At 60.8% G+C, this 15,665-nt stretch carries 13 protein-coding genes; 5 read left to right on the top strand and 8 right to left on the bottom strand.

The window, feature by feature from the left end; genetic code table 11:
* Nucleotides 1-3,372, bottom strand: a 3,372-nt coding sequence (locus tag ABH15_RS14010; protein WP_128694285.1) for a PKD domain-containing protein, incomplete at its 3' end; no start/stop codon positions are given.
* Nucleotides 3,373-3,852: 480 nt separating this feature from the next.
* Between ABH15_RS14010 and ABH15_RS10545 the strand changes: the two genes are divergently transcribed.
* Entirely contained in the window at nt 3,853-4,983 is a 1,131-nt protein-coding gene (locus tag ABH15_RS10545; RefSeq protein WP_164913727.1) for a DUF362 domain-containing protein, read from the top strand.
* Here the strand turns inward: ABH15_RS10545 and ABH15_RS10540 are convergent.
* The 3 genes from ABH15_RS10540 to ABH15_RS10530 all read right to left on the bottom strand — a co-directional run bounded on the left by ABH15_RS10540 (nt 4,970) and on the right by ABH15_RS10530 (nt 6,850).
* Nucleotides 4,970-5,164, bottom strand: coding sequence for a hypothetical protein (locus ABH15_RS10540; RefSeq protein ID WP_128694283.1), 195 nt, complete (start codon nt 5,162-5,164; stop codon nt 4,970-4,972). The two genes, ABH15_RS10545 and ABH15_RS10540, sit on opposite strands and share 14 nt — an antisense overlap.
* Nucleotides 5,165-5,283: 119 nt before the next feature.
* Nucleotides 5,284-5,691 carry an META domain-containing protein gene (locus ABH15_RS10535; RefSeq protein ID WP_128694282.1) on the bottom strand — a complete coding sequence of 136 codons (408 nt, stop codon included), beginning with the start codon at nt 5,689-5,691 and terminating at the stop codon, nt 5,284-5,286.
* Nucleotides 5,648-6,850, bottom strand: coding sequence for an META domain-containing protein (locus tag ABH15_RS10530; protein ID WP_128694281.1), 1,203 nt, complete (start codon nt 6,848-6,850; stop codon nt 5,648-5,650). The genes ABH15_RS10535 and ABH15_RS10530 overlap by 44 nt, the downstream gene beginning before the upstream one ends.
* A gap of 150 nt (nt 6,851-7,000) precedes the next feature.
* On the opposite strand from ABH15_RS10530, the gene ABH15_RS10525 reads away from it, so the two are divergent.
* Nucleotides 7,001-8,176: a CPBP family intramembrane glutamic endopeptidase gene (locus tag ABH15_RS10525; protein ID WP_164913726.1), complete on the top strand. Its 1,176-nt coding sequence runs from the start codon at nt 7,001-7,003 to the stop codon at nt 8,174-8,176.
* 102 nt (nt 8,177-8,278) lie between these two features.
* On the opposite strand, the gene ABH15_RS10520 is transcribed toward ABH15_RS10525, so the two are convergent.
* Complete coding sequence (locus ABH15_RS10520; RefSeq protein ID WP_128694279.1) at nt 8,279-8,707, bottom strand: nuclear transport factor 2 family protein; 429 nt, start codon at nt 8,705-8,707, stop codon at nt 8,279-8,281.
* 188 nt (nt 8,708-8,895) lie between these two features.
* Here ABH15_RS10520 and ABH15_RS10515 point away from each other — a divergent pair, with 188 nt between their 5' ends.
* Complete coding sequence (locus tag ABH15_RS10515) at nt 8,896-9,963, top strand: class I SAM-dependent methyltransferase (protein ID WP_128694278.1); 1,068 nt, start codon at nt 8,896-8,898, stop codon at nt 9,961-9,963.
* 133 nt (nt 9,964-10,096) lie between these two features.
* On the top strand, nt 10,097-10,825 hold the full coding sequence (locus ABH15_RS10510; RefSeq protein WP_128694277.1) for a VOC family protein: 729 nt from the start codon (nt 10,097-10,099) through the stop codon (nt 10,823-10,825).
* Nucleotides 10,826-10,968: 143 nt separating this feature from the next.
* Here the strand turns inward: ABH15_RS10510 and ABH15_RS10505 are convergent, their stop codons facing one another.
* Complete coding sequence (locus ABH15_RS10505) at nt 10,969-12,870, bottom strand: molybdopterin-binding protein (RefSeq protein WP_128694276.1); 1,902 nt, start codon at nt 12,868-12,870, stop codon at nt 10,969-10,971.
* A 239-nt stretch (nt 12,871-13,109) separates the two neighbouring features.
* Between ABH15_RS10505 and fdhD the strand changes: the two genes are divergently transcribed.
* Nucleotides 13,110-13,910 (top strand): formate dehydrogenase accessory sulfurtransferase FdhD, encoded by an 801-nt coding sequence (gene fdhD / locus ABH15_RS10500; protein ID WP_128694275.1) that lies wholly within the window; start codon nt 13,110-13,112, stop codon nt 13,908-13,910.
* Here fdhD and tsaA read toward each other — a convergent pair.
* A complete protein-coding gene (gene tsaA, locus ABH15_RS10495) occupies nt 13,897-14,766 on the bottom strand; it encodes a tRNA (N6-threonylcarbamoyladenosine(37)-N6)-methyltransferase TrmO (protein WP_241648076.1) in 870 nt (289 codons plus the stop codon). The two genes, fdhD and tsaA, sit on opposite strands and share 14 nt — an antisense overlap.
* A gap of 78 nt (nt 14,767-14,844) precedes the next feature.
* Nucleotides 14,845-15,489, bottom strand: coding sequence for an FmdE family protein (locus ABH15_RS10490; RefSeq protein ID WP_128694274.1), 645 nt, complete (start codon nt 15,487-15,489; stop codon nt 14,845-14,847).
* Nucleotides 15,490-15,665: the final 176 nt, after the last annotated feature.

The raw sequence follows: 15,665 nt of genomic DNA, 5'->3' as shown, positions 1-15,665 counted from the left end.
GATGTAGTTGGTCTGTGTCCGGGTGTTCGAGCCGTCGCCATTCGCTGCGGTCAGGTTGACGGTGTAGGTGCCGGCGGTTGTGTAGGTGTGGATTGGGTGCTGCTCGGTCGAGGTCGCGCCGTCGCCGAAGCTCCACGACCAGGAGGTCGGCGTGTTCGAGGAGGTGTCGGTGAACTGCACGGTGAGCGGCGCCGTGCCGGCGGTGGCGTTTGCGGTGAAGTTGGCGACCGGGATGGCGACCGATCCGGTCCCCTCCAGTTTCACCACCCAGGCATCTTGATTCCCGTGGTTGCCGCTCACATCGCCGTCGGTGGATTGAGTATACCCGGCGACGATATACCCATCGTCGCTCGTCTGCTGGATACTATACGCATAATCATACGATAACCCGCCGAGACACTTCTGCCAGACCCGATTGCCGCCTGAGTTCAGTTTCACCACCCAGGCATCAGTGCCGCCGTGGTTGCCGGAGACGTCGCCGTCGGTTGACCCGGTAACTCCGGTGACGATATATCCGCCGTCGCTCGTCTGCCGGATACTCTGCGCAATATCATTCTGCGACCCGCCGAGACACTGCTGCCAGGCGATGTCACCGCTGGCGCCCAGTTTCACCACCCAGGTGTCATACCTGCCGTGGTTGCCGGAGACGTCGCCGTCGGTGTCGGTCGAGTTGGTATACCCGGCGGCGATATACCCGCCGTCGCTCGTCTGCTGGATGCTATATGCCTCATCATTCTGTGACCCGCCGAGACACTTCTGCCAGACTATTGCACCGGCAGCGTCCAGTTTCACCACCCAGAAATCCCAGTTGCCGTGGCAGCCGGAGACGTCGCCGTCGGTCGAGGAGGCACGCCCGGTGACAATATACCCGCCGTCGCTCGTCTGCTGGATACTCCAGGCACCATCATCCGACGACCCGCCGAGACACGTCTGCCATGCCAGATTACCGCTTGAGTCCAGTTTTACCACCCAGGCATCACGATTGCCGTGGTTGCCACTGACATCACCATCGTTGGAAAATGTATACCCGGTGACGATATACCCGCCGTCGATTGTCTGCTGGATACTCACGGCACCATCAACCGACGACCCGCCGAGGCACGTCTGCCATGCCGGATTACCGCTTGAGTTCAGTTTCACCACCCAGGCATCACTGCCGCCGTGGTTGCCGGAGACATCGCCATCGGTCGACCAGGTAACCCCGGCGACGATATACCCGCCGTCGCTCGTCTGCTGGATACTCCAGGCATAATCAGTGGACGATCCGCCGAGACACTGCTGCCAGATCAGGGTACCGCTACCCTCCAGTTTCGCCACCCAGGCGTCATCGTTGCCGTGGTTGCCGGAGACGTCGCCGTCGGTTGAGGAGGTCTTCCCGGCGACGATATGCCCGCCGTCGCTCGTCTGCCGGACACTCCAGGCACCATCAACCGACGACCCGCCGAGACACTTCTGCCATTCGAGTGCCGGTGCATCGGAGAGCATTCTGGTCACGGTAATGTACCCGGTTCTTGTGAGGTTTGCCGTGCCGCCTTCGTTCGTTGCAGTAAGGGAGACTGTGTAGTTTCCGGTGAGGGCATAAGTATGCACGGGGTTCTGGAGCGAGGAGGTGTTCCCGTCACCAAACTTCCAGTTCCAGGTGGTCGGGCTACCGGTGGAGGTGTCGGTGAACTGCACGGTGAGTGGGGCGGTGCCGGAGGTGACGTTCGCGGTGAAGCTGGCGGCCAGCGTCGATCCCATTACGGTAATGTACCCGGTCTTTGTGAGGTCTGCCGTACCGCCGGCATTCGTTGCGGTCAGGTTGACGGTGTAGTTCCCGGCGGCGGTGTAGATGTGGATTGGGTGCTGCTCGGTCGAAGTCGCACCGTCGCCGAAGCTCCATGACCAGGAGGCCGGCGTGTTCGAGGAGGTGTCGGTGAACTGCACGGTGAGCGGCGCCGTGCCGGCGGTGACGTTCGCGGTGAAGTTGGCGACCGGGATGGCGACCGATCCGGTGCCTTCCAGTTTCACCACCCAGGCGTCACCGTTGCCATGGTTGCCGCTGACGTCGCCGTTGGTCGACCAGGTAACTCCGGCGATGATATACCCATCGTCGCTCGTCTGCTGGATACTCTGGGCACCATCATTCGACGACCCGCCGAGACACTTCTGCCAGGCGATGTCACCGGTAGCGTCCACTTTCACCACCCAGGCATCACTGCCGCCGTGGTTGCCGGAGACGTCGCCGTCGGTCGACCAGGTAACTCCGGTGACGATATACCCATCGTCGCTCGTCTGCTGGATACTCTGGGCATCATCATTCGACGACCCGCCGAGACACTGCTGCCAGGCGATGTCACCGGCAGCGTCCAGTTTCACCACCCAGGCATCAGCGTCGCCATGGTTGCCGGAGACGTTGCCGTCGGTGGATGCGGTCTTCCCGGCGACGATATACCCGCCGTCGCTCGTCTGCCGGATACTATCCGCAGAGTCAGTGGATGACCCGCCGAGACACTGCTGCCAGACCAGGGTGCCGCCTGCGTTCAATTTTACCACCCAGGCATCACTGCCGCCGTGGTTGCCTGAGACGTCGCCGTCGCTCGACTGCGTCTCCCCGGCGACGATATACCCGCCGTCGCTCGTCTGCTGGATACTATAGGCATAGTCCCAGTCCGATCCGCCGAGGCAACGCTGCCAGACCAGGGTACCCGTGGCATCCAGTTTCACCACCCAGGCGTCATACCCGCCGTGGTGGCCGGAGACTTCGCCCGACGCTGTATTCCCGGCGACGATATACCCGCCGTCACTCGTCTGCTGGATACTCAAGGCAAAATCATGAAACGCCCCGCCGAGGCATGTCTGCCAGGTGACGTTGCCGCTGGCGTTCACTTTCACCACCCAGAAGTCCCAGTTGCCGTGGTTGCCGGAGACGTCGCCGTCGTTCGAGGAGGCACGCCCGGCGATGATATATCCGCCGTCGCTCGTCTGCTGGATACTGAATGCCCCGTCATCCCCCGACCCGCCGAGACACTTCTGCCATTCGAGTGCCGGCGGATCGGAGAGCGCTACTGCGGCATCAGACAGTATCAGCCCGGCCGGATCATCTTCAGGCAGGGGTGCAAATGGCGAGTGGCCTGAGATAGATATATTGTCGGTCGTGTAGGTTTCCTGCGCCAGTGCCGGCGGGACCAGCGCTATCAATACAAAGAGAACCACAGAGAAAATAGCCCATTTCTTCATCACGATCACGTATCCGCGATGCTGATCCGGCCGGTGCTCTACTACCGCAAAAAGCGAGAGGGGATTGATGAGGCAGGCGATGGCGAGGCGGGGTATATGCCGTGTATTATCGATGGTGGTCGGTAACCGCTTCTCGCCTGGGGAAGTCAGCAACTCAGGATGCCGGATCAGCTATCAGAGTTTGATAGAGATTACTGCCTTCCAGGCAATCAAAAGCATTTCTCTTTTCCTTTCGTGGGCTGACGGTCGTTTCTCAAAAATTACCCAAAGGAAAAAGAGAATCCTTCTATTGATGCACGGAAGAGTCCGGTAAATATATGCTAGAGCTACCGCTTCTATCGCTCTCTTCCGCGCGGTACTTGAGAAAGAATACTGCATCCTCAACAACCACGCAGCCGCCACGAAGACTGCTATGGCGTTGCATCCGGAACGCGGGTGGCGGTAAATAGTGTCGGTGGAGGGGGCTTGCCCATTCTCCTGCTCCCACTCCCACGAAGATATTCCTCACGATTCACATGACCCGGGGCGGTCGTCCCGCCCGGAGCCCTCTCTGGCCACTGTTCTCCGAGCACCCGACACACTCAAGTAGCGGGGATAGCCATACCCCGCGAAAACCTTCCGGAGATGATGGGGATGGCAAAGGTATACGTACACGCCGTACGGGCGGACGGGTCGGTGCGGGAACTCTCCGCCGCTATCCGGGCCGCCTTTCTGCAGGCTTCCGATGATCTTGCATGGCTCTCGCCCGGCGATACCGTTCTCCTCAAGCCAGCTCTCAACTCGGGCGACCCGTACCCGTCGACGACCCACCCGCTCGCCGTCCACGCCGTCGCGGCGGTGCTCGCCGACCGCGGCGCCGATGTCATCGTCGGTGACCAGGCGGGTGTCGAGGCGGTGGTGCAGGATTCGTCCGGCAGCATCAAGGGTTCGACGGCAGACCTCTACGCGGCGACGGGGATGGCCGGCGATGGGGGTCTCACGTTCATCGGTTTCGAGCAGGAGGGGTGGGATAGGGGATACTCCCTGTTTCCGGCGGAGCGGACGCCCTCCTGGCCGAATGGATTTTACTATACGTCTGTCGTCGACCGGGTCGACCATATCGTCGCCCTCCCGCGGCTCTCCACCCACTCGCAGGCGGGCGTCACGCTCGGGTTCAAGAACTGGGTCGGGATTCTCCGGGACGACTCGAGGGTCGAGTTCCATGCGGAAGGGCCGTTCTACTCATTCGTCGAGAACGCCGTAAAGGGCACGAGCCTTACGACCGACTACCGGAACCGGGATGTATTCTTCAGACGGATGACCGAGATAGCCCTTTGCGTCGCCGATAAACTCCGGGCAACCCTCTTTGTCGGGACGAAGGCGCAGCTGACCTTCGGCCCGAACGCTTACGCCGTGCACAACAGCTACGGCGGCCTCGGGGAAGCGTATACGATCACTCCCGACCCGGGGTGCGTCTTTGCAAGCAGCGACCCGGTGGCGGCGGAGGCCGTCGCCCTCGCTATCCTCACCGATATGTACACCGGCGTTCCGTTCACGAAGAAATTATCCTGGAAGGCGGCGCTCTTCCTGAACGGGCAGGCGCAGGAACTCAGTGAGCAGAGTGTATGGGAGAATCCCTTCGTCGTTCATGCGCTCGCGCTCGGCCTCGGCAGTCGCGACATAAAGACGCAGTATACGGCGGTGCCGGACGATCTGCAGCAGCGGCTCGACGCATTCATCCGGGCCGGCAGGCCTGCTGAGGCAGGGCCGATCAGTACCGGGTGAGCGTCTCGAGTTCTTCCTGGATGGTCGAGCGGATCATCCGCTCGATCTTCTCGTAATCGGCCCGCGCTTTCTCGGTTTTGGCGATGATCTCCGCCATCTTCTTCACCCCGGCGGAGAGTGAATCCCCGTAGCCGAGTGCAATAGCCAGCGCTTCTTCATCGATACGGACGACTTTCGACATTGTTACAGTTTTGTAACGGCCGTAGATAAGAATGTTACAGTTTTGTAACTGCAATCTCCGATGCTGTAACAGATCCGTAACAGTCCCGCGGAGCCCCTTGAAAGGGCTCCGGCAGCGTCTCATTCTGCCCCGGTATACAGCAGGAGGGGGTGATCTTCCCCGTCGGTGAGCACGAGGCTCTCCTCCCCGAGACGGTATCCGGTCACGTGCTCGAGGAGCATGAAGTACTGCTCCTCCTGCTCCATCATGCCCGCAGGCTCGGTGAAGAGGATATCTGTCCGGTATCCGGGTGCAAACGAGATCGCCGACCCGTCGATCCGGTACGACTCCGAGTAGTAGTTCCCCGCTTTCCCGCTCATCCAGCCGTACCCGAATGATGCGGTGATCGCCGTGCCCGGCACGAGGGCGACCGTCCAGAGGTCATAATGTCCCCGATATGACCGTAGCGTCCAGATCGATCCGGCGAGAATCGTCCCTGAAGATTCACTGGCTGCCTCGAAATTCCAGGATGCTGTTTCCTCCGGCATCGGTGAGCAGCAGCCGGTTGCCCTCGATCCGGTACTCCGCTGTCGAGCCGAGAAGATTGAGGTAGCGAGTCTCCTGTTCCATCACGCCTGCGGGCCTGGTACAGTGCATCTTGGTCGAACCGATCGAATCGATCGTCAGCCGGCTGCCGTCGACCGTGTAGTTCCCGCCGTAGGAGTTGCACCCGGCGTTGCCGGTGACCGAGCCGTTCCCGAAGATCGCGGTGATTTCCGTCCCCGCGATGGCCGAGGAGACGGTATCCCCGGGCCCGCCGATGGTGGTCAGCGTCCAGACCGTATCCGCCAGCGGCAGAGCTGCGGGTTTTGGAACCGTCCGGAACTCCAGAACCGCCTCGCCAGACCCGTTCGTGATCGTCAGCGTGTCGCCCTCCAGCCGGTAGCCCGCCGCCGCACCGAGAAGGGCGAGGTAGCGGTCTTCCTGCTCCATGATGCCGGCCGGCTCGAGGCAGTACATCTCCGTATGGAAGAGCATGCCGATAGTGAGAGCCGACCTGTTCACCGTATAATCGCCGCCGTAACTGTTGCAGCCTGCAGAGCCCTCGACCGAGCCGTTCCCGAAGGCCGCGGTGACCGTGGTGCCGTTGATGACCGGAACCATCGTGCCGTTGCTGCTATATGACTGCAGCTCCCACGTCGGCCCCTCGAGTTGCGCCGTCTCCGGGGCGGCAGTCCGTTCGTACGTCAGGATCGACCGTCCTTCGGCATCGGTGAGGATAAGCCGATCGCCCTCCATCCGGAAGGCCGCTGCCGTGCCGAGAAGGTCGAGATACCTCCCCTCCTGCTCCATGACCCCGGGAGGCTCCGTGCAGGCCATCAGCGTCGAGACGACCGAGGTGATCCCGATGGCGGTTCCCGAAACACTGTAAGACCCCGAGTAGCCGTTGCACCCGGCCGACCCGGTGACGAGACCGTCCTCGCCGAAATCTGCGGTGATCGTCGTTCCTTCCAGAACAGGAACTTCCGTCCCGTTCCCGCCTGCATACGAAAGGAGCGTCCAGGCCGCGCCGGCCGGTGAGGCGGCGGGCTCAACGTTCGTTCCCTCCCACGTGCATCCGGCGGAGATGATGCATGCAATAATGATGACGAGCAGCGCCGCTTTTGCCGCTGCATGCTGCCGGTTCCAGGCACTCATTTTCACCATGATGAGGGTATAGGCAAGGGAGGGAGAAAAAGGGATTGTTGACTTCGAAATTCTTCGGATCTATCGGTATCCGGGGAATTCCGCCGGAACGGGCGCATGCACGGGATTACGTACCTTTATCGCAGAACAGGCCGAAACAGAAAGGAACCCATGCCTGAAGGAACCTCGATACAGAGCAGGATCAACTATCCGGGGATCGCTGCCGTCCTGCTGCTCTTCATCGTTGCAACAGTTGCCGGCGGGCTTCTCGGGGGCGGGACGGAGATAGGGCTCTTCCTCGGGTCGGCCGCTACCCTCACGCCGTTCGTGTTCCTCGCCGCGGCGGCATACCTCTCCCTCATCCACCCGGCTTTGAAGTATCCTGCCTACCTCATCCTCCTTGCCGTCGTCTTGGGGCTGGCAGTCCTCTCGTTTGCTCTCGGGGTCGTGACCATCCTGCCGCCGGAGTTCTTACTCACCGGGAACCCCGATCCGGCCGCGGTCGACGAACGGGTCACGTCGCAGGCGGCGATCGAGATCTTCCTGCTCTTCTGTGCATGCACAGGAGCTCTCGCCCTCTCCTTCACTCCGCTGCTGCGGGCTGTCCGGATCCGGCTTGCATCCCGGCTCGACTTCTCCCCGTATAATCGGGTGCATACCATTGCGCTCGTAACGGTCTTTGCGCTGACACTCATCCCGCTTGTACCGGTCGCGGTCACCGGAGTTCCGCCGTACCTCTCCGAGACCTTCACCGGAATTATCGATGCCGATACCACGTTCTTCGAGGGGGCGGTATCCGTCGATATCTATACCCTCTTCTGGACGATCGTGGCATCGTTCGTCATCGTCGGGCTCTTTACGACGCGAAAACTCCCGGAGAGCCTAGAGCGGCTCGGCCTTACGCGGCCGGGCGCACGGGAACTGCTGCTCGCCGTCGGGTTCGGCCTCGCTCTCGTGGGGCTCTTCTCTCTCCTCGACCTCGCGATCGGTTCTGTCTGGGAGGCGCTCGGATGGCCGCTCACGGACACCGAGGCGTTTGAACGGTTCCTCGTCCCGTACCTGACGCCCGTCGGGATACTCGTAGCATCGATCTCCGCCGGATTCGGCGAAGAGATCTCGATACGAGGGATTCTGCAGCCGCGGTTCGGCATCATTCTCCCGGCGATGCTCTTTGCCGCTCTCCACGCGTTCCAGTATAACTGGGACGGCATCATCTCGGTCTTCATCGCCGGGCTGGTCTTTGGCGTGATCCGGAGCCGCTACAGCACGACGGTATGTGCAATCACCCACACGACATACGATTTCGTGCTCTTCCTCGCGCTGCTGCTGGGGTTCAGCGTCATCTAAAAAGAAAACGATTTATGGGTCGGGCATGCCGCACGAAAGCGTTTCGTGGCGCATATCCGCCGCCGATCGGGATCGAGCGCGTCTTACCGGGAGCCTTCGGCGTCACTCCTCCGGGAATGACTGCCCCGGTTCCTGTCCCGCTGCCGGCAGCGAGAGGTGCGACTGTGCGAGGAGCCACGCGTGCCCGGTACCGCGGAAGACAGCGGTAAACCTGCCGATAAGCCGGGTGCGCCTGCCGTTCACGGCAGCGTTCACCAGCAGCTCAGCCATCACCCAGGCGATCGTCCCCTCCGCGCTGATCATGAGATCGCTGTATCCGATCTCGATCTCGCTTGCCTGGGCGAGGTCGCGTTCGACCTGGCGGCGGTACTCGTCCTTCCCGATGAAGACCTCATCCGGCCCGGTTCCATAGCCGCGGAAGTCGGGGTCGACGACCGCCATGAGGCTCTCGATATCTTTTGCACCGTATGCAAGCGCTATCCGCTCAAGGACACTCTCAATCTGTTTTTGTGTCTGTTCGCTGACCAGCATGATGGTGAATCGTGGTCTGCGCCTGATAATCTCTCTTCCGGTATACGCCCCAAAAACCCTTTCTCCCGCTGTCGCCGGGAGTCCCGCTGCTCTCCGCAGCACCAAAAGGGAAGCGTTTTACCCCTCTGCACGACTGGTACACGTACAGAACCGTGCGGTGCACTCCGCACCGGGAGCGCTTGAAACCTATGTACTTCCTTGCTGCAGATGAGAAAGAGACCTGGGCCGCCCTCGCTCGGGAGATTGAGACGACAAACGCACTGCCCGACTCCTGCGAAGGAGCGATCCGGAGTTCGAGGCTTTCTGCGTTCCAGTTCTATGCCGGTGTGCTGCTCACCGCGAAAGGTCAGGGCGACCGCGGCCGGGAATGGCTCGAAGCGGCCGCACTCGAGGAGCGCGAGGGGCTCTTTTCGTCCTCGTTCCTGATCGGCTTTCTCGAGCGGCAGGAGAACCGGCTGATCATGCCCACACCGGCGTTCAGCGATCCGAGGCCGTTCCTCCACTTCGCAGGTGTCCCGGTCATGAAAGCGGCACGGTCGCGTTTTCTCCAGCAGTGCGAGCGCACCCTGCCCGCCTTCGACGAGCCGCTAAAGATGCTGGATATCGGGTGCGGCGACGGAGGTCTCACGGCGGCGCTGCTTCTGCACCTGCAGGAGACCGGCACGATACGTGAGATCGCCGAGGTGATGCTGGTCGACGCCTCCCCCGCTATGCTCGAGCTCGCCGAAGCGACGGTCGGAAAGGCTTTCCCGGACGCTATGATCACGACGGCGAATCATCGTATCGAAGAGATCTCCGGGCAGATCGATCGGCGGTTCGATCTCGCCGTCAGCTCGCTTGCATTCCATCACATGCCGCTTGAGCAGAAGAGGCTGCACCTCGCCCGCTTAAAGCCCTGGATCGACCATTTCGTCATCTTCGAGCTCGACGCAAACCACGACGCTCCCGAGGTGCACTCGCCGGAGATGGCCTTCTCTGTCTACCAGTCGTACGGGCGGCTCATTGACTTTATCTTCTCGCACGACGCTCCCGTGGACGTCGCGATCAACTGCGTGGACTGCTTCCTGATGACCGAGCAGGTCTCCCTGCTGACCCAGCGGAGGGGCGAGCGGACCGATTACCACATGCTCCGGACGGAGTGGCGCGACCTCTTCGAAGACGTCCTCGCACCGGATTTCTCGTTGCAGTGCGATGCGGCATGCTCTGCGGATGAGTATATGACGCTCTTTACGATGCACTACGGGCGGGACGCGTGAGCGATGGAGGGTTATCCTCCCTCACCACGATCTCCCCCGATCCCCCGGATTCGATACTCCGGAGATGACCGGCAGGACGGATTTTGCCGTAAAATCCCGTGTGCAAAAATAATAGAGGATAGGACCTTTTTGCATGAGGCGTTTCCCGCTTTATTCCATTCTCTCACTCCTTCTTCTGATATCGGTCATCGGTACAGCCGGATGCTCCTCCACCCGGGAGATCGGTAAGGACGATGCAGCCACGGGCGTTACCCCCGAGAATGCATGGCGGATCGATCACGCCGTCATTGTTGTGCAGAATCTTACCGCATCGGCGGACACATTCGGTGCAGCGGGATTCAATGTCGTTCCGGGAGGTGACCATGTGGACAACGTCACCCATAACGCACTTATCCCGTTCAAAGACGGCAGTTACCTGGAACTCTTCGCCCCTGTCGATCCAACCATGGCTGCCGAGATGCACGATCTCGTAGCCGCTGGAACCTTCGATGCGGCTCTCGCGGGAGCGGATCAGATGCAAAAGCGGTTCATGCGCCACCTCGCGGAGGGAACCGGCCCTGGAGATTGTGCTATTCTCCCGTCCCGGGCTCACTATCTCCGAAGAACAGGCGGTGGCAGAGCGTGGTGGCTTCATCCTTGCAGGGCCGATCCCGATGTCCCGGACGGCAACGTGACCGCACATCCGAACGGAGCGGCCGGCATCAGAAGCATCGAGATAGCGGCACGTGATCCCGCCGCAGTTGTCTGCTGGTATGATACGGTCCTGCTGACGTCCCCGGCCGGTCATTGCGGTGTTCCGGCCGCGTATACGCTGGACGGATCTGTTCCTCCTCGTGCGGGGAATTGTCGGGGACGAGCGTGAAGGGCTGGTCGGGATTGTGCTGAACACGGCTACCGGCGTTCCATTCTCGCTGGAGAACATCACGATAGAATAGCGTCGGATATGCGGATATCGACGGTAAAAACGGATTTGATCCGCCGGTGTCCGGGTATCCGGCAGCGGCTTTACGATATCGATCGTTCCATGGCGCCAGCGGCGTCGCCGGAGAGATTTTCCCGGAATCCGGGAAGCATCTCCCCCATCCGGTCAGTCTGGTAGTCCCACCGGTCACAAAGACGCGAGGAGAAACCGGGTGACCCGAGAATGCGGAGAATCTCCCGAATCCCGGAGTCGTCGCGCACTTCCTGCCGGAACCAGAGCTCATACGACTCGGAGCCGAGCGGCACGAACCGAAGATGTGCAGCAGCGGCCGCACCGGCACTGCAGACGCCGGCATCTGCAACGCCCCCGCTGACCGCCGCGGCTGCCGAGTCATGGCTCCGCACCTCCGCGGCGATGGAGAGCGAATAAGGATCGATCCCGTGTTCCGGCAGGAGTGCATCCAGGAGGACCCGTGGAGCAGTGCCCCGCAGAGGGGCGGCCACCCGGGCGGACGCAAGATCGGAGAGTTCGAGGCCGTCAGCAGATGCAATCCCGATCTCTCTCGCCGCGATCCGCACCCGGAGGGGGTTCGCGTCGGGACAGTAACGGCCGGCGAGTTCCCGCACCAGTGGTTCGCACTTCGGCACCATGACCGGCGCCGCATAGCAGGAGTTCTCCTGCAGGGCAAGAAGAGCGCCGATGGTATCGGTGGCGCAGCAGTGGAGCAGGTACCCCTCTTCGGCTAGAAAATCGGCAAGCTCGGTGATCGCCGGATCGCGCACCCCGATGCAGAGCAGCGTCCGGTCGACATACCCCGGCGGAACCGTGAGGGATACGGGAATCTCGCATCCTGCTGCGAACCCCTCACCCGACGCAGGGATCCGGATGTATCCGTTCGCCCGCACCGCCGCCATCTGAACACCGCCGCCGCGGGGGTGCGGCGCAGCAGAGTACCTGTCGCCCACCCGCCCGACGGAGACGGGTACGAACTCTTCAAATCCGAGATCGGAGGTTACCGTCCTTGCCAGCCGCACGGTGCGTTCGTATCTCTGATAGGGGGATAAGCCCCACCGCTCAAGGAGCGGTGCCACCAGCTCGCGGAGCATCGTCTGGGTCGCCACCGGGTTGCCCGGCAGCCCCAGCACGGGTTTATTGTCCACCGACCCGATGACCACCGGTTTTCCCGGCCTTGCCGCGATCCCGTGAACGAGAACTTCTCCAAGCGTTGCGATGGCGGCGGCCGTGAAATCGCGTGTTCCCGCCGAGGTTCCGGCAGAGATGATGACCATATCGTTCTCCCGGACAGCAGCTGTTATTGCCTCGCAGATCCTTCCGGTGTCGTCCGGAACGCTTCCGTAGCGTCTGCTCGTCGCCCCCATGCCCGCGAGATAGGCTCCGGCCATGCAGGTGTTGCTCTCGACGGTCTCTCCCGGCAGCGGCGCCTGGCCGATGGGCACCAGGTCGCTTCCGGTCGGGATGAGTCCGACGTGTACCGCCCGCACGGGCACATTCGAGATGCCGTAAGCTCCGAGCGCCCCGATATCAAACGGCCGGATCTGGTGGCCACGGGGAACGATAAGATCTCCCGCCCGGATATCTTCGCCAGCACGGCGTATGAACTGTCCCGGAGCTGCGGCTTTGCGGATGATAATCCTGCCATCTTCCTGCCAGACATCCTCGATCATGATGACTGCGTCATACATCCCCGGAACGACCTCTCCCGTATTCACCCGGTGGGCCTGTGCAAGGGTCTTCGGCCGCCGGTCGCCCGCTCCCACCGTCTCATGGCTCTGCACGGCGTATCCGTCCATCGCCGCCACATTCCCGGGAGGAACTGAGTGGCAGGCATAGAGCGGCTTTGCAGTGACCCTGCCCACCGAATGCTCCAGCAGAACGGTCTCGATATGGTTCGGCGGCGGAAACTTTTGTTTCATCAGGGAAAGTGCGTCGGCGCGTGCGGTCAGAGTAAGGTATCGGTGCGGCATCGGATCATCTCTTTGCTATCTCGGGGCGAAGCAGATCAGCGGGTTTTCCATCTGTCCCGGTATATGGGATAGGGATGTTAGCCTATAACCATTTACATTGCTAAATATGTAACTATTTGCTCTCAAGGTTTATTTTTGCAAAAATGTAACTATCTCTTCTGACATACCTGTGCTGACCGACATACCCGGGCGGCGACGCCGATCCCCGGGATGATCGATACTTCCCGGAGATAACCAGTATGCAATCGGAGAACAGCACCAGGGCGACGTGTTCCGGCCTTACGAAGGAATACGATGTATATACGGTATCTGAGACGGGTATCGGGAACGGCCGTGTGGAGGTATGCGTTGAAGATACGGTCACGCTCCTTCTTAACGACACCAGGATAGCAAATCTGACGGTAACACCCGCGGAACTTGAAGAGTTCGCCCTTGGCTATGCCGTCTGTGAAGGTCTGGTTCCCGGCCCCTCCGCCGTCGAGAGCATTACCGTCGACGGCCTGACCGTCCATATCCGGACGAATGCGTTTCATGAGGAGAGAATATCACCGGAAACCGAGATCAGGAGCTCCGGGGGAGTCGGTGTGAAAACACCCTGGCACGAACTTGCCGCGCCGGTTCAGGGTAACCTTCTCCTGGATCTCGATACCATCTTCGGAGGCATGGACACGCTCCACCGGATGGCATCCACCTGGAAGAGTACGGGCGGCACCCACTGTTCGGTGATCATCGACGCCGACGGGGTACTGCAGTCTCACGCCGAGGATATGGGGCGGCATACGTCCGTCGACAAGGCGGTGGGGAAGGCTCTCTCTGCCGGGATTGATCTTTCCGGGTGCTTCATGGCCTGTACGGGGAGAATGCCTGCCGGGATGGTCGCAAAAGCCTCTCGGGCAGGTGTTCCGGTTATCGTGACGAACAACGCCCCGTTCTCCACCGGAATCGACCTCGCCCGACGGCTCGATATGACTCTCGTCGGGTTCGCCCGACGGCCGCGAGCGGTGGTTTACAGCGCACCGCACCGGATCAGGGATATCTGACGCACGGGTGCGCCGGCAGTTTCCGCTCTTCCGTATCATGAAGATCCGCTGCAAAGAGCACTGCTTCGTCGCACGACAGAATCTCTTCGGGAGTACGGGGGATGTCGGCACGAAGCAGGAAGGCCACCTCGCGGTCGCCCTTCCGGATGAGACACCCGTTTTTCGGGGCTTTGTCTCCCTGCATGAAAAGAAGCCTGTGATCCCCCGGCCTTGCTCCGGTAATCCCGATAAGGGCGTCGGCGATGCAGGGATCGTTGCCGGGCACGACTGATAGTGCAGGGTTCCGGAGGTCGCCCCCGAGCATTCTCGTCGCCGCTTCGGCAATCCGGACGCCGACAGCAACTCCCGGGCAGAGCATCCCGTGGTAGTTCACCGCCTCCCTGACGAGTCCTTCGCGATAGGCCTCTGTCCCCATCTTTTGGATCTTCTCCGACCGGTCGTGGCCGGTCGCAGAGAAGATGCAGTCCCACCCGGTCTGGTAGGGTTTGATATCGAGGACGGGCGTGCCGTCGATGAGATCGAGGGACTCCACCTCCAGGAACCGCTCTTCCCGAACGCCGAGCAGACGGACGACCGAGAGCGAGATCGGGTTCGGGCGCGGCGGCGACCGGAGTGAGAAAACCCCTTTCTCGGGAAGATCGCTTGCCACCTTCCGGGCAACTGCCGTCAGCACCGTCCGGTCCGCTTCATGCATCCAGCAGAGAAGGATAAGATGTGAGTTCTGCCCGATGCTGCGGAGGGCATTCACGTACTCCGGATAGATCTCCACCTCCCCGGTCACTCCCTGGACGGGCATCTCGTGGCCTGACCGGACGGAAGAGTGGACGACACCCACGGGGACGAGTTCCATACCCATGAAGAGCATATACGGGATTACCAATCGATAAGTATTGTGGAAATCGGCTTTGCGGATAAAAAGTTGATTTCGGAGAGGTTATTCTGCGAGGACTGTGAAGTATGACCGATCCGAACACGTGAAGCAGACGCCGTCAAGGAGCATGAAATCGGGGATCATCTCTCCACAGACGCTGCACCGCTCGGATTTCCAGGGCTGCTTCGCCGTGACATCAATCCGCACCCGTTCGTAGGAGAGGACGTCCCGCTGTGCCTCGAAGATCTCATCGAGGAGTTTTCCTCCCATGGATTTTTTATCGAATGCAGGGTCGTGTGCATACCACAGGTCGAAGACGGGATAGCGCTTCATCTTCTCTTCGTCGAGGAAGACCCGGACACCCTCTGCCTCGGGACCATCGCTCGGCCAGTTGACGGTGATGGCGAACTTTCCGATCGGCAGGATGCGGAGCCGGTGGTTTCCGGCCGTGCAGTAGGCGATGACCTGCAGCGGGTCGGGGAGGCATTTCGGTGTTTCGCTGACCGCATACAGTTTTTCTCCCCGGGTTGCGGACAGGAGTTCGAGGGCATAATCGACCATGAATACCCCGATGAGGAGGCCCGGTGCCGGGTAGGTGTGAAATGCGATGGAGCGCCGGAAGTCGTCCCTCAGATCGGGGCTAAGACCGTTCTCTTCCATCCTCCGTTCGATGCCTTTCGGGGCATGGCCTGTATCTGTTGATTCCATACGTATCTGGTATGATGTATATCACTCGTAAACATTTTGGAATTGACAAGGATAATAATTTAACAATTCTGTTGCGAGGTAAGTTTACAACCCCGGAAATAGTAAAATAGATTAACTAAATCTAAAAATTAGGCGTGTTTAAGATAGGTTGTTATATTTAACTTGTTTTTAAATAT

The sequence above is a fragment of the Methanoculleus taiwanensis genome, from assembly GCF_004102725.1.
Classification (GTDB): Archaea; Halobacteriota; Methanomicrobia; order Methanomicrobiales; family Methanoculleaceae; genus Methanoculleus_A; species Methanoculleus_A taiwanensis.
The sequence above is the reverse complement of the archived record's forward strand: the minus strand, read 5'-3'. Positions and strand labels throughout refer to the sequence as shown.

What these genes read in the sequence shown, in the direction of transcription:
- ABH15_RS10545 (WP_164913727.1), top strand. Translation starts at nt 3,853, where the DNA reads ATGGCAAAGGTATACGTACACGCCGTACGGGCGGACGGGTCGGTGCGG.
- ABH15_RS10540 (WP_128694283.1), bottom strand. Translation starts at nt 5,164, where the DNA reads ATGTCGAAAGTCGTCCGTATCGATGAAGAAGCGCTGGCTATTGCACTC.
- ABH15_RS10535 (WP_128694282.1), bottom strand. Translation starts at nt 5,691, where the DNA reads ATGCCGGAGGAAACAGCATCCTGGAATTTCGAGGCAGCCAGTGAATCT.
- ABH15_RS10530 (WP_128694281.1), bottom strand. Translation starts at nt 6,850, where the DNA reads ATGGTGAAAATGAGTGCCTGGAACCGGCAGCATGCAGCGGCAAAAGCG.
- ABH15_RS10525 (WP_164913726.1), top strand. Translation starts at nt 7,001, where the DNA reads ATGCCTGAAGGAACCTCGATACAGAGCAGGATCAACTATCCGGGGATC.
- ABH15_RS10520 (WP_128694279.1), bottom strand. Translation starts at nt 8,707, where the DNA reads ATGCTGGTCAGCGAACAGACACAAAAACAGATTGAGAGTGTCCTTGAG.
- ABH15_RS10515 (WP_128694278.1), top strand. Translation starts at nt 8,896, where the DNA reads ATGTACTTCCTTGCTGCAGATGAGAAAGAGACCTGGGCCGCCCTCGCT.
- ABH15_RS10510 (WP_128694277.1), top strand. Translation starts at nt 10,097, where the DNA reads ATGAGGCGTTTCCCGCTTTATTCCATTCTCTCACTCCTTCTTCTGATA.
- ABH15_RS10505 (WP_128694276.1), bottom strand. Translation starts at nt 12,870, where the DNA reads ATGCCGCACCGATACCTTACTCTGACCGCACGCGCCGACGCACTTTCC.
- fdhD (WP_128694275.1), top strand. Translation starts at nt 13,110, where the DNA reads ATGCAATCGGAGAACAGCACCAGGGCGACGTGTTCCGGCCTTACGAAG.
- tsaA (WP_241648076.1), bottom strand. Translation starts at nt 14,766, where the DNA reads ATGGGTATGGAACTCGTCCCCGTGGGTGTCGTCCACTCTTCCGTCCGG.
- ABH15_RS10490 (WP_128694274.1), bottom strand. Translation starts at nt 15,489, where the DNA reads ATGGAATCAACAGATACAGGCCATGCCCCGAAAGGCATCGAACGGAGG.